Origin of the sequence: Stenotrophomonas sp. 17(2023) (genome assembly GCF_030345315.1) — a bacterium.
Lineage (GTDB): Bacteria > Pseudomonadota > Gammaproteobacteria > Xanthomonadales > Xanthomonadaceae > Stenotrophomonas > Stenotrophomonas acidaminiphila.
In genome coordinates this window covers 252005-265114 of record NZ_CP128405.1, presented here as the reverse complement: position 1 = coordinate 265114, position 13110 = coordinate 252005, and the positions used below count along the sequence as shown (strand labels likewise).

Here is a 13110-nt window from a genome sequence, read left to right as displayed (position 1 = left end):
CTCCCGCCGATGACCCGCTGGTGGTCGCGCCTGCGACCGGACAACTTCACCCTCGCCCTGCTCGCCACCGTGGCCCTGGCCAGCGTGCTGCCGATGACCGGCGCTGCCGCGCACGGCCTGGACCGCTTCACCGACCTGGCCATCGCCGCGCTGTTCTTCCTGCATGGCGCGCGACTGCCGCGCGAATCCATCGTCGCCGGCATGCTGCACTGGCGCCTGCACCTGGTCATCCTGGCCTGCACGTTCGTGCTGTTCCCGCTGCTGGGACTGGCGTTCCGGCCGCTCGCCGGGTGGGCACTGACGCCCGACCTCTACGTCGGCGTGCTGTTCCTGTGCGCGCTGCCGTCCACGGTGCAGTCATCCATCGCCTTCACCTCGATGGCCGGCGGCAACATCCCGGCGGCGGTGTGCGCGGCCTCGCTGTCGAGCATCCTCGGCGTGTTCCTGACCCCGCTGCTGATGGGCGTGCTGGCCGGCAGCCAGGGCGGCATGGCCGATCCGCTGCACGCGGTCGGCGCGATCATGCTGCAGCTGCTGGTGCCGTTCGTCGCCGGCCACCTGCTGCGGCCGTGGATCGCGCACTGGGTGGAGCGGCAGCGCGCGCTGCTGCGCTACACCGACCAGGGCACGGTGCTGCTGGTGGTCTATGGCGCGTTCGGCGAATCGGTGGTGGAAGGCCTGTGGCACAAGACCCCGGTCGGCGCGCTGCTCGCCGCGGCAGGGGTGGCCGTGGTGCTGCTGGCCATCGCCATGCCCGGCATCACCTGGCTGGCACGGCGGCTGGGATTCAGCCGCGAGGACGAGATTCCCATCGTGTTCTGCGGCTCCAAGAAGAGCCTGGCCACCGGCGTGCCGATCGCCAAGGTCCTGTTCGCCGGCGGCAGCCTCGGCGCGATCGTGCTGCCGATCATGATCTACCACCAGCTGCAGCTGATCGTCTGCGCGGTGGTGGCGCAGCGTTACGCGCGGCGCAAGCCGGAAACCGGCACCCGCTGAGCCCGGTGGCGGGCGCGGCGGGCGCCTGCCGTCACCGCTCCGCGCAGGCCGCTGGCCCGGCCCTCACAGCCAGGGCAGCAGCCAGTGGTCCACCAGCAGGAAGGCGAACAGCGCCATCAGGTAGACCACCGAGTAACCGAACATCTGCATGTTGAACATCTCGTCCGGCGGGTCCTGCATCTTCCACGCGTACCACAGGAACACCAGGTTCAGCACGGTGGCGCCGCCGAGATAGAACACCCCGCTCATGCCCAGCGCCACCGGCAGCAGGGTCACCACCACCAGCACCACCGAATAGAACAGGATCTGCCGGCGGGTGTGCGCCACGCCATGGGTGACCGGCAGCATCGGCACCGCGGCCTTGGCGTAGTCGGCGCGGCGGAAGATCGCCAGCGCCCAGAAATGCGGCGGCGTCCACACGAAGATGATCAATACCAGCAGCGAGGCGTAGGCCCAGTCGGAGCCGCCCTGCATGCCGGTCACCGCCGCCCAGCCGAGCAGTGGCGGGGTCGCGCCGGCCAGGCCGCCGATCACGATGTTCTGCGACGTCGCCCGCTTCAGGTACACGGTGTAGACCACCGCGTAGCCGATCAGCGACGCGAACGTCAGCACCGCGGTGATCACGTTCACCCACAGCACCAGGATGGTCATCGACAGCGCGGTCAGCGCGGCGGCGAACACCAGCACCTGCCGCGGCGTCACCTTGCCCACCACCAGGGGCCGCCACGAGGTGCGGGCCATCTGCGCGTCGATGCGCGCATCCAGCAGCTGGTTGATCGCCGCGGCGGCCCCCGCCGACAGCCAGATGCCGATGAAGGCCACCGCGCCGGTGGTCGCCTGCGCGGCGGTCGGCCAGCCCGGGATCGCCAGGAACATGCCCACCAGCGCGGTGAACACGATCAGGGCCACCACCTTGGGCTTGGTCAGGTCCCAGTAATCACGCAACATCGTACTCATCGGCTCACTCCGGGGCACGCAGCCGCGCCAGCAGCGAGACCAGCACGAACAACAGGCACACGGCGCCGCCGTTGTGCATCACCGCCACCGCCAGCGGCAGCGCGAGCTTGACGTTGAGCACGCCCAGGGTGACCTGCAGCAGCACCAGCACGCCCAGCGCGCTGGCCCAGCCGCGCATGCCCGGCAGGCGGAACATGCGCACCGACAGCACCAGCAGGTACACGGCCACGACCACGGCCATCATCCGGTGCGCCATCTGGATGGCGATGCGCGAGGCGCCGTCCAGCACCCCGCCTTCGTAGTCCACGCCGATGCCGCGCCACAGGGTGAAGCCCTCGCCGTAGTTCTGCGTCGGCCACCACTGGCTCACGCAGCGCGGGAAGTTGTCCAGCGAAGCACTGCCGCCGCCGCAGGCCAGCGCGGCGTAGTTGGCGCTGACCCAGCCACCCAGCGCGATCTGCAGCACCAGCAGCGCCAGCCCCACGCGCAGCCACCAGCGCAGGCGCGGGGCCTGCGCCAGGGTGATCGGCAGGTGCGTGGCCCTCCAGGCCATCCACACCAGCAGGCCGAACAGCAGCATCCCGCCGAGCAGGTGGCCCATGACCACGATGGGCTTGAGCAGCCAGGTCACGGTCCACATGCCCAGCAGCGCCTGGAAGATCACCACCGCCAGGGTCAGCATCGCCGCGCGCGACAGGTTGGTGTTGGACCAGCGCAGCGCCGCCAGCAGCAGGATCGCCTCGCCGCCGATCGCCAGCACGCTGGAGGCGAGATGTTCGCCGCGCATGTACAGGGGGATGGCCAGCGCCACCAGCACCGAAGCGGTGACCACCTGGGCCACGCCCCGGCGGTGGCGGCGCGCGGCCAGCAACGCCAGGGTCAGCACTTCCAGGCCCAGCAGCCCGGCCAGGAAACGGTGCACCTGTTCGCGCCATGCCTTGTGGCTTTCCAGCGGGCGGATCTCGCTGGCCACGTTCTGCGCGGCCTCCACCTGCGTCTGCGGCCAGGTGACGCGGCCATAGCAGGTCGGCCAGTCCGGGCAGCTTAGGCCGGCATCGGACAGGCGCACGAACGAGCCGAACATGATCGTGCTCGCGGTCATGATCAGGGCGAACCACGCCAGGCGGTGGAAATTGCGGTGCAGCGCCGGACGCGCGGGGGCATTCATTCGGATGGAACTCACTTCAGTTTCAACAGCCTGGAAAGATCGGTGCGCAGGCCGCCCGGGTCGAAGCCGGGCGCATAACGCAGGACCACGAAGCCGTTGGGATCGATCACGTAAACCGGGATGCCGGCGGGGTCGTCCACCCCCGGCAGTTTCGCGCGCAACGCCGGCGAGGCCTGCAGCACCTTCAGCGCCGGCGAGGCCACCACCTGTTCCGGCGGCGTGCCCAGCCACAGTATCTCGACATTATCGGCGTTGTGGCCGAACAGTCGCCATACGGTGTCCAGCTGCTGCGACAAAGTGACGCAGGCCGGCGCGCAATCGGCCGCAGGCGCCAGCACGATGCGCCAGTGGCGGGCGGCCGGGTTCCATTCATAGGCGCTGCCGTCGGCCAGCCGCAGCTGTTCCTGGCGCAGGTCCAGCGCCGGCTCGAACAGCTGCCCGTGGTTGCGGTTCACCTGCGGCATCCAGCCGGAGAAGCGCAGGATGCCCGCCAGCGCCATCGACCCGAAGAACATGGCGAAGATGAGCAGCAGCACGCGGCGGCCGCGCTTGCGGATGACGAGTTGTTCCGGGGTCAGGGCATTCATGTGCGGCATTTTCCCATGGCTTGGCGTTCAGCGCCCGCGGCGGCGACGGACATGCAGCACCCCGGCGATCACCAGCACCGCCAGCGCCATGGCGAACCACTGCACCGCGTAGCCCAGATGCCGCGAAGGTGGCAGGGTGTTGGGCAGCAGGTCCAGGTCGCGGGTGTAACCCAGCGGCGAGGCCGGATCCAGCCGCAGCACCTGGCCGGCCAGCGCGGCGGCCGGCAGCTGCAACTGCGCGGCAATGGCCGCGATGTCCACGCGCGTGGCCAGCCACACCCGCGGCTGCGCGGTGGCCGCCAGCGCCGGCCCCAGAGCCAGGCCCGGCGACGGCGGCGGCGCCCACAGGCCCTGCACCTCGATCCGCCCCTGCAACGGCGCGATGCGCGGCAACTGGCGGTCGGCCGGCAAGGGCAGCCAGCCCAGATCGACCAGCACCGCGCCGGCGTCCACGCGCGCGGCCTGGTACACCTTCAGCCCGGCACGCCCGTCGCGCAGCTGGTTGTCCAGCAGCACCGTGGCCGGCAGGAACTCCAGCGTGTCATGCACCCAGTGCAGCGTTGCCGGCGCGCGCATCGCCTGCGCCAGCGCCAGACCATGGCTGCGGTCCGGCGGCGCCTGCGCCAGCAACGCCTGCTTCTCGTGCATGCGCTGCAACTGCCAGGCGCCCAGCGTACTGAACAGTGCGGCCACCGCGAGCGCCAGCAACCAGCCCAGCAGACCCGTGTGCTGTCGCGTCATGACAACGGCGCCGCGAGCAGGTGAGATAGCGACGCCTTCCCACATTTCGAGCCGTGCATGAATGATTCGCTGAAGACACTGCTGGTGATCGCGTTCCTGATCGTCATCGTCTGGAATCTTGGCGCCGGGCTGTACTACCTGATGATCGACCGCGGCCAGACCAAGCGCACGGTCAACGCCCTGACCCGGCGCATCGTGCTGTCGGTGGTGCTGATCCTGCTGGTGATCCTGGGCATCTACAGCGGCTGGATCAAGCCGCACGGCGTCGGCGGCTGACACCGGGCGCGTCCATGAAGTGAACCAGGGAGCGGTGCGCCGGGACCCGGTCCCGATGCCCCGCTCCCTGCGTTTTACCGCTTACAGCACGTAGACGAACAGGAACAGCATCAGCCACACCACGTCGACGAAGTGCCAGTACCACGCCGCGGCCTCGAAGCCGAAGTGGTTGTCGCGGGTGAAGTGGCCCTTGGCCGAACGCAGCCACATCACGATCAGCATGATCGTGCCCAGGGCCACGTGCGCGCCATGGAAGCCGGTGAGCATGAAGAAGGTGGAGCCGTAGATGCCCGAGCCCAGGGTCAGGTTGAGCTCGCCGTAGGCGTGCATGTATTCCTCGACCTGGAAGAACAGGAACACGCAGCCCAGCAGCACGGTGGCGCCCAGCCAGATCAGCAGCTGCCTGCGGTTGCCGGCCTTGAGCGCATGGTGGGCGATGGTCAGGGTCGCGCCGGAGCTGAGCAGGATCAGCGTGTTGAGCAGCGGCAGGCCCCACGCCGGGATGGTCTGGAACATGCCGCCGATGCCACCCGGCCCATTGCTCGGCCAGGCCGCCGAATAGCCGTCCCACAGCATCTCGTTGGTCGCCACCCCGTGGCCTTCGCCGCCCAGCCAGGGCAGGCCGTAGACGCGGGTGTAGAACAGCGCGCCGAAGAAGGCGGCGAAGAACATCACTTCCGAGAAGATGAACCAGACCATCCCCATGCGGAACGAGCCATCGACCTGGCGGTTGTAGTTGCCACCGACCGATTCGCGGATCACGTCGCCGAACCACAGGAACAAGGTGAACACCAGCATCGCCAGGCCCACGAAGAAGGTCCAGCGGCCCCAACTGGCGTCGTTGAGCCAGCTGGCCACTCCGACCATCAGCACCAGCATGGAAATCGAGCCGACGAAGGGCCAGCGACTCTGGCTCGGCACGAAGTAGACGTTGGCATCAGGCGTGTTATGGGCCATGGCTTGCTTCCGGATCCGTGGTCAGGGGGCCGCGTGCGACGAGCCGCCGGCCGAGGCCGGTGCCAGCTGCGCCGTCAGCGCGTCGTTCTTGAAGAAGGTGTAGGACAGGGTGATCGTGCGGACATCTGCGGGCAGGTCCGGATCGACGATGAAACGTACCGGCATCTCGCGCTGCTCGCCGGCCTGCAGGGTCTGCGCGGTGAAGCAGAAACACTCGGTCTTGTTGAAATAGCCCGACGCGCGCGCCGGTGCCACCGAGGGCACGGCGCTGCCGACCAGCGCGTGGTCGCTGTCGTTGCGGGCGAAATACAGCGCCTCGTTCAGTTCGCCCGGCACCACGTCCATGGTCAGTTTTTCCGGATGGAAGGCCCACGGCAGCTTGGAATTGACGCCGCCATCGAACTCCACCCGCACCAGGCGCTTGACGGTAGCGGCCCCGGACGCGGCCGCCTGGCTGGCACCGCGCTCGAGGCGGACGCCGAACACCTTCTCGCAGGCGATGCGGTACAGCGGCACCAGCGAGAACGTCAGCACGAACACGCCCAGCGCCACGCCGAGCAGCCGGACGATGCCGGCATTGCGTTCGGGCCGGGGCGCGGGCGTGGTCAATGCGCAAGCACCCCGGACAGGATGAAGCCGGCGTAGATCAGCACCGCGATCACGCCCACCACCAGCGCCGTGCGCCGCGAACGGCGGCGGCGCAGGGCCAGTTCATCGGGTTGCCAGTCGGGACGGCTCATCGTCGCGCGCCTCAATGGGTCACGTCGTCGTGGGCCAGGTCACCCGGCCGGATCACCGGCGGCACGGTGAAGGTATGCGCCGGCGCCGGCGACGGCACGGTCCACTCCAGGCCCTTTGCGCTTTCCCAGGCGCGCGCCTCGGCGCGCTGGCCGCTGCGCAGCGAGGACAGCAGGATGGCGGCCATCAGGAACGGGGTGACGAACATGCCGAACGCACCGATCGAGCTGACCAGGTTCCAGTCGGCGAACACCGGGTTGTAGTCCGGGATGCGGCGCGGCATGCCGGCCAGGCCCAGGAAGTGCTGCGGGAAGAACAGCAGGTTGACGAACACCATCGTCCACCAGAAATGCACCTTGCCCCAGAACTCGTTGTACATGCGCCCGGTCCACTTCGGCCACCAGTAGTAGACCGCGGCGATCAGCGCCAGTACCGCGCCGGTGACCAGCACGTAGTGGAAGTGCGCCACCACGAAGTAGGTGTCGTGGTACTGGAAGTCGGCCGGCACGATGGCCAGCATCAGGCCGGAGAAGCCACCGATGCTGAACAGCACCACGAAGGCGATGGAGAACAGCATCGGGGTTTCAAACGTCAGCGCGCCCTTCCACATGGTGCTGACCCAGTTGAACACCTTCACGCCGGTCGGGATCGAGATCAGCATGGTGGCGAACATGAAGTAGATCTCGCCGCCCAGCGGCATGCCCACCGTGAACATGTGGTGGGCCCACACGATGAACGACAGGAACGCGATGGCCGCGGTGGCGTACACCATCGCCTGGTAGCCGAACAGCGGCTTGCGGCTGAAGGTGGGGATGATCTCGCTGATCACGCCGAACGCCGGCAGGATCATGATGTAGACCTCGGGATGCCCGAAGAACCAGAAGATGTGCTGGTACATCACCGGGTCGCCGCCGCCGGCGGCGTTGAAGAAGCTGGTGCCGAAGAACTTGTCGGTCAGCAGCATGGTCACCGCGCCGGCCAGCACCGGCATCACCGCGATCAGCAGGAACGCGGTGATCAGCCAGGTCCAGCAGAAGATCGGCATCTTCAGCAGGTCGATGCCCGGGGCGCGCATGTTGAGCACGGTGGCGATGATGTTGATCGCGCCCATGATCGAACTGATGCCGGCCACGTGGATGGCGAACACGCTGAAGGCGACGTTGTAGCCGCCCTGCAGCGACAGCGGCGGGTACATGGTCCAGCCACCGGCGGGCGCGCCACCGGGCAGGAACAGGGTCAGCAGCAGCAGGGTGAAGGCCACCGGCAGCAGCCAGAACGACCAGTTGTTCATGCGCGGCAGGGCCATGTCCGGCGCGCCGATCTGCAGCGGGATCATCCAGTTGGCGAGGCCGACGAACGCCGGCATCACGCCACCGAAGATCATCACCAGCGCGTGCACGGTGGTCATCTGGTTGAAGAATTCCGGCTTCATGTGCTGCAGCCCGGGCTCCATCAGCTCCAGGCGGATCAGCACCGACATGAAGGCGCCGATGATGAACATCAGGAAGCTGAAAAGCAGGTACAGCGTACCGATGTCCTTGTGGTTGGTCGAAAAGAACCAACGCTCGAAGAAGCCTTGCCGGTGGCCGTGATGGTCGGAGTGGCCCACTGCGGAGTTCGCCATTGCAGCTATACCTCGTTATCCAGTTTCCAGGCATCGCGCCGGCAACGGCCGGCGCGCAGTGGTATCAGGCGCCGGGCGCCACGGGAGCCGGTTCCGCGGCGGGCGCGGCCTCCGGCTGCGGGGCGTCGGTGGCGGGTGCGGCGGCCGGCGCGGGCTCGGTGGCCGGTGCCGGGGCGGGCTTGCGCGAGGCCAGCCAGGCCTTGAACTCGTCCTTGGACACGGCCTTGACCACGATCGGCATGAAGCCATGGTCCTTGCCGCACAGTTCGGCGCACTGGCCGCGGTACACGCCTTCCTGCTCGATGTTGGTCCAGCGCTCGTTGATGAAGCCCGGCACGGCGTCCTGCTTCCAGCCCAGTGCCGGCACCCACCACGCATGCACCACGTCGTCGGAGGTGATCACGAAGCGGACCTTGGTATCGACCGGAAGCACCAGCGGGTTGTCCACGTCCAGCAGGTAGTGCGGGTCCGATGCCATGGTCGGCACCGCGCCGCTCTGCCGCACCTGGTCGGACTTGCGGTCCAGGCGGCTGGTGAAGGCCACGTCCTCGCCCAGGTATTCGTACTTCCACATCCACTGGTAGCCGGTGATCTTCACCGTCATCTCGGAGTCGCGGGTGTCGTACATGGAGATCAGCTTGGCCGTGGCCGGCCACGCCATCACCACCAGGATGATGATCGGGATGACCGTCCAGATGACCTCGGCCTTGGTGTTGTGCGAGAACTGCGCCGCCACCGCGCCCTTGGACTTGCGGAACTTGACGATCGCGTAGGCCATCGCGGCGAACACGATCAGGCCGATGATCGTGCACACCCACAGCGCCACCATGTGCGCGTCCCACGCCATGCGCGCGGTATGGGTGACGCCCTTGCCCATGTTGAGCTGCCAGGGTTTCGGATCACCCGCCTGCGCCCATGCCACGGGTGCTGCCAGCGCCATCGCCGCCAGCCCCAGACCCTGCCTGCACCACACTCCCCACCTGTTGCTTTGCTTCATTGCCTAGACCCTTGACGTCATCGGTTGCGGCCGTCACTGGCCGCGAGCAAGCCATCCAGCGTCGCCGCCAGTTCCCTGCGTTCGGCGGGCGCGAGGAGACTCCCCACTTCGACCCGCTTTCCGCTGGAGACCAGCACGACCCGTTCGTCCTCGATCACCAGGCGCACCCAGTAGGGGTGGGCACGGAAGACCGGCGGACATCCGGCTGCGGGAATCACTTCCACGCAGTCCGGTCCAACCCGGATCTCTTCCCGGCGTTCGCCGCTGCGCCATGACGCGTGCAGGGCAGCTCCCACCAGGAAGCAATGCAATAGCGCGAAGACCGGGGCGAAAACGTTTCCAGACAGCCAACCCAGGCCTGCGGAAAACGCCATCAACCCTGCCAGCGCGATGAACAACAGGACGAACTGCCGGGCGCTGAGTGCCCGTGGGGGATGCAGCACCAGCTGCGCACGTGAGCCGTCGGAAACCAGCCGAAGCATCTCGATCATGTCGCAACCGCGTCCGTACCGCGGAAAACGGGTTCGATGGTAGCCCCGCCCAATCACCCCGGCAAGCTCTCATTCATCATTGTTGTGATTGCTGCACTGCACACCGAATTTCCACCCGCACCGAATCGACATCGGCAATAAATTTGCCGGATTCGGCACAAACTTGCGGAAACCGACAAATTGCACCGAACCCCACGCGTGCCAATGGTTCCGCCACTCCGGACAGCCGTCCGAAGGGCTGGGAAATTCGTCGCCAAGGATTAAAATGGCCGAATCCCAACGTGTCCCGATGTGGTCATGCCCATGAATGCAACACCGTCCACCCACCCCGCCGCGGCACGGCCGCTGCTCTCGCCCGAACTGCCGCCGGCACCAGCCGCCCTGCGCCAGGCCATCACCGATGCCTGGCTGAAGGACGAGGCCAGCCATGTGCGCGAACTGCTGGAACAGGCCCGCCTGCCGGCCGCCGAACAGGCCCAGGTACAGGCCACCGCCGCCGACCTGGTGCGCCGGGTACGCGCACGCGCCCGCAACCAGGGCGCGATCGAGGCGTTCATGCGCCAGTACGACCTGGGCAGCGAGGAGGGCGTGCTGCTGATGTGCGTGGCCGAGGCGCTGCTGCGCATCCCCGACCAGGAAACCGCCGACAAGCTGATCCGCGACAAGCTCGGCGAAGCCGACTGGAAGCGCCACATGGGCCAGTCCGATTCGGTGCTGGTCAACGCCTCGACCTGGGGCCTGATGCTGACCGGCCACCTGGTCGACCTGGCCGACGACACCAAGCGCGACGTGCACGGCGCCTTCAAGCGCCTGATCGGCCGCGTCGGTGAACCGGTAATCCGCCTGGCCGTGCGCCAGGCAATGAAGATCATGGGCCACCAGTTCGTCATGGGCCGCACCATCGACGAGGCCCTGGCGCGCTCGCACAAGGGTGACAACAGCAACTACCGCTACTCCTTCGACATGCTCGGCGAAGGCGCGCTGACCATGAAGGACGCGCTGCGCTACCTGGAGGACTACCGGCGCGCGATCCACGCCATCGGCAAGGACAACCTGGCGCGCGGCGGCAAGGCCGACGGCGACGTGACCCGCTCGCATGGCATCTCGATCAAGCTCTCTGCGCTGTACCCGCGCTATGAGCATGCCAAGCGCGAGCGCGTGCTCGCGGACCTGGTACCGGGCGTGCTGGAACTGGCGCAGCTGGCCAGGTCCTACGGCATCGGCTGCACCGTCGACGCCGAGGAAGCCGACCGCCTGGAGCTTTCGCTGGACATCATCGAACGGGTGGTCAGCGATCCTTCGCTCAAGGGCTGGGAAGGCTTCGGCATCGTGGTGCAGGCCTACCAGAAGCGCACCCCGTACACGATCGACTACCTGGCCGACCTGGCCCGCCGCATCGGCCACCGCCTGCAGGTACGCCTGGTCAAGGGCGCCTACTGGGACGCGGAGATCAAGCGCGCGCAGATCGACGGCCTGCCCGGCTACCCGGTGTTCACCCGCAAGCAGAACACCGACGTGTCCTACCTGGCCTGCGCCAGGCGGCTGTTCGGCCACAGCGACGTGCTGTACCCGATGTTCGCCACCCACAACGCGGCCACCATCGCCGCGGTGAAGCAGATCGCGCAGGGCCGCACCTACGAGCACCAGAAGCTGCACGGCATGGGTGACGACCTGTACGCCGAGGTGGTCCCCGCCGATCGCCTCGACGTGCCCTGCCGCGTCTACGCACCGGTCGGTTCGCACGAGGACCTGCTGCCCTACCTGGTGCGCCGCCTGCTCGAGAACGGCGCCAATTCAAGCTTCGTCAACCGCATCACCGACGAGGACGTGTCGATCGACGACCTGATCCGCGACCCGGTCGAAGCGGTGTCCTCGTTCGCCTCCATCCCGCACCCCAAGATCCCGCTGCCGGTCGACCTGCTGCGCAGCCAGAACCACGACAGGAACAACTCCATGGGCATCAACCTCGCCAACGACAACGCACTGCGTGCCCTCGCCGGGCAGCTCAACGCCGCCGTCAAGCCGTGGCAGGCCGCCCCGCTGGTGCCGGGCGCGAGCGCCAGCGGCGCCACCGTGCCGGTCACCAACCCGGCCGACCACCGCGAAGTGGTCGGTCACTGGCAGGCCGCCGACAGCGCCACCGTGCAGCAGGCGCTGGCCAACGCCGTCGCCGCGCAGCCGGGCTGGAACCGCACTCCGGCCGCCAGCCGCGCCGCGATCCTGGAACATGCCGCCGAGCAGCTGGAAGCGCGCATCGCCGAGTTCATGGCGCTGTGCGTGAAGGAAGCCGGCAAGAGCCTGCCGGACAGCGTCGCCGAAGTCCGCGAGGCGGTGGATTTCCTGCGCTACTACGCCAAGCAGGCACGCGAGCAGTTCGGTCATGCCGAAACGCTGCCGAGCCCGACCGGCGAGAGCAACGAGCTGCAGCTGCACGGCCGCGGCGTGTTCGTCTGCATCAGCCCGTGGAACTTCCCGCTGGCGATCTTCCTGGGCCAGGTCAGCGCCGCGCTGGCAGCCGGCAACAGCGTCATCGCCAAGCCGGCCGAGCAGACCAACCTGGTCGGCTACTACGCGGTGAAGCTGCTGCACGACGCCGGCGTGCCCGTCGACGTGCTGCAGTTCCTGCCGGGCGATGGCGCCACCGTCGGTGCCGCGCTCACCGCCGACCCGCGGGTGGCTGGCGTGGCATTCACCGGCTCGACCGAAACCGCCCGCGCCATCAACCGCGCGATGGCCGCGCGCGATGCCGCCATCGGCGTGCTGATCGCCGAGACCGGCGGCCAGAACGCCTTCATCGCCGATTCCTCGGCGCTGCCGGAACAGCTGGTCAAGGACGCGATCGGCTCGGCCTTCACCTCGGCCGGCCAGCGCTGCTCGGCCGCGCGCGTGCTGTTCGTGCAGGACGACATCGCCGACAAGGTGATGGGCATGCTGTCCGGCGCGATGGCCGAACTGAAGGTCGGCGACCCGGGCGAGCTGTCCACCGACGTCGGCCCGGTGATCGATGCCGATGCACTGCGCATCCTCGAGGAGCACGCCGTGCGCATGGATGCCGAAGCGCGCCTGATCGCCGCCGCGCCGCTGTCCGACGCCACCGCGCACGGCACCTTCTTCGCGCCGCGCGCGTATGAGCTCAGGCACCTCGGCCAGCTGCACCGGGAGATCTTCGGGCCGGTCCTGCACGTGATCCGCTGGAAGGCCGACCAGCTCGACGCGGTGATCGACCAGATCAACGCCACCGGCTACGGCCTGACCCTGGGCGTGCACTCGCGCATCGACGAAACCGTCGAGCGCATCGCCTCGCGCGTCAACGTCGGCAATGTCTACGTCAACCGCAACCAGATCGGCGCGGTGGTCGGGGTGCAGCCGTTCGGCGGCCAGGGCCTGTCCGGTACCGGCCCCAAGGCCGGTGGCCCGCACTACCTGTTGCGCTTCGCCACCGAAAAGACGGTGACGGTGAACACCACCGCCGCCGGCGGCAACGCCTCGCTGCTGACCCTGGGCGACTGATTGGCTGCATGATCCGGTGAACGGAAAACCCCGCGAAAGCGGGGTTTTTCACGGGTGCCGCCCGGCTT

The 13110-nt window shown here is 68.1% G+C and carries 13 protein-coding genes; 3 read left to right on the top strand and 10 right to left on the bottom strand.

Features of this window, described 5'->3' with window-relative positions; all coding sequences use genetic code 11:
* The first annotated feature begins 9 nt into the window (after positions 1–9).
* Positions 10–996, top strand: coding sequence for a bile acid:sodium symporter family protein (locus QQA12_RS01150; RefSeq protein WP_054661398.1), 987 nt, complete (start codon positions 10–12; stop codon positions 994–996).
* 63 nt (positions 997–1059) lie between these two features.
* Here the strand turns inward: QQA12_RS01150 and cyoE are convergent, their stop codons facing one another.
* From cyoE to QQA12_RS01130, 4 genes are read right to left on the bottom strand one after another with little or no spacing between them, the layout of a single operon-like run.
* Positions 1060–1953 carry a heme o synthase gene (gene cyoE / locus QQA12_RS01145; protein WP_226050600.1) on the bottom strand — a complete coding sequence of 298 codons (894 nt, stop codon included), beginning with the start codon at positions 1951–1953 and terminating at the stop codon, positions 1060–1062.
* A gap of 4 nt (positions 1954–1957) precedes the next feature.
* Entirely contained in the window at positions 1958–3121 is a 1164-nt protein-coding gene (locus QQA12_RS01140) for a COX15/CtaA family protein (RefSeq protein WP_226050601.1), read from the bottom strand.
* A gap of 11 nt (positions 3122–3132) precedes the next feature.
* Positions 3133–3717 (bottom strand): hypothetical protein, encoded by a 585-nt coding sequence (locus QQA12_RS01135; protein WP_162486316.1) that lies wholly within the window; start codon positions 3715–3717, stop codon positions 3133–3135.
* An 18-nt stretch (positions 3718–3735) separates the two neighbouring features.
* Positions 3736–4449 carry an SURF1 family protein gene (locus QQA12_RS01130; RefSeq protein WP_226050602.1) on the bottom strand — a complete coding sequence of 238 codons (714 nt, stop codon included), beginning with the start codon at positions 4447–4449 and terminating at the stop codon, positions 3736–3738.
* A gap of 57 nt (positions 4450–4506) precedes the next feature.
* Here QQA12_RS01130 and QQA12_RS01125 point away from each other — a divergent pair, with 57 nt between their 5' ends.
* Positions 4507–4725 carry a twin transmembrane helix small protein gene (locus QQA12_RS01125; protein WP_054661382.1) on the top strand — a complete coding sequence of 73 codons (219 nt, stop codon included), beginning with the start codon at positions 4507–4509 and terminating at the stop codon, positions 4723–4725.
* A gap of 81 nt (positions 4726–4806) precedes the next feature.
* Here QQA12_RS01125 and QQA12_RS01120 read toward each other — a convergent pair whose 3' ends face one another.
* From QQA12_RS01120 to QQA12_RS01095, 6 genes are all read right to left on the bottom strand, one after another.
* Positions 4807–5682, bottom strand: a complete 876-nt coding sequence (locus QQA12_RS01120) for a cytochrome c oxidase subunit 3 (RefSeq protein ID WP_054661379.1) — start codon at positions 5680–5682, stop codon at positions 4807–4809.
* Positions 5683–5703: 21 nt separating this feature from the next.
* Positions 5704–6291 carry a cytochrome c oxidase assembly protein gene (locus QQA12_RS01115; RefSeq protein ID WP_054661376.1) on the bottom strand — a complete coding sequence of 196 codons (588 nt, stop codon included), beginning with the start codon at positions 6289–6291 and terminating at the stop codon, positions 5704–5706.
* The gene (locus QQA12_RS01110; protein WP_256363883.1) at positions 6288–6422 is read right to left on the bottom strand and encodes a hypothetical protein; all 135 of its coding nucleotides are present in this window, start codon (positions 6420–6422) and stop codon (positions 6288–6290) included. The genes QQA12_RS01115 and QQA12_RS01110 overlap by 4 nt, the downstream gene beginning before the upstream one ends.
* A gap of 11 nt (positions 6423–6433) precedes the next feature.
* Positions 6434–8044, bottom strand: coding sequence for a cytochrome c oxidase subunit I (gene ctaD / locus QQA12_RS01105; protein ID WP_054661373.1), 1611 nt, complete (start codon positions 8042–8044; stop codon positions 6434–6436).
* A 64-nt stretch (positions 8045–8108) separates the two neighbouring features.
* Positions 8109–9041 carry a cytochrome c oxidase subunit II gene (gene coxB / locus QQA12_RS01100; RefSeq protein ID WP_054661370.1) on the bottom strand — a complete coding sequence of 311 codons (933 nt, stop codon included), beginning with the start codon at positions 9039–9041 and terminating at the stop codon, positions 8109–8111.
* A 17-nt stretch (positions 9042–9058) separates the two neighbouring features.
* On the bottom strand, positions 9059–9532 hold the full coding sequence (locus tag QQA12_RS01095) for a DUF2244 domain-containing protein (RefSeq protein WP_056931565.1): 474 nt from the start codon (positions 9530–9532) through the stop codon (positions 9059–9061).
* 303 nt (positions 9533–9835) lie between these two features.
* Here QQA12_RS01095 and putA point away from each other — a divergent pair, with 303 nt between their 5' ends.
* On the top strand, positions 9836–13042 hold the full coding sequence (gene putA, locus QQA12_RS01090) for a bifunctional proline dehydrogenase/L-glutamate gamma-semialdehyde dehydrogenase PutA (protein WP_226050603.1): 3207 nt from the start codon (positions 9836–9838) through the stop codon (positions 13040–13042).
* The last annotated feature ends 68 nt before the right edge of the window (positions 13043–13110 follow it).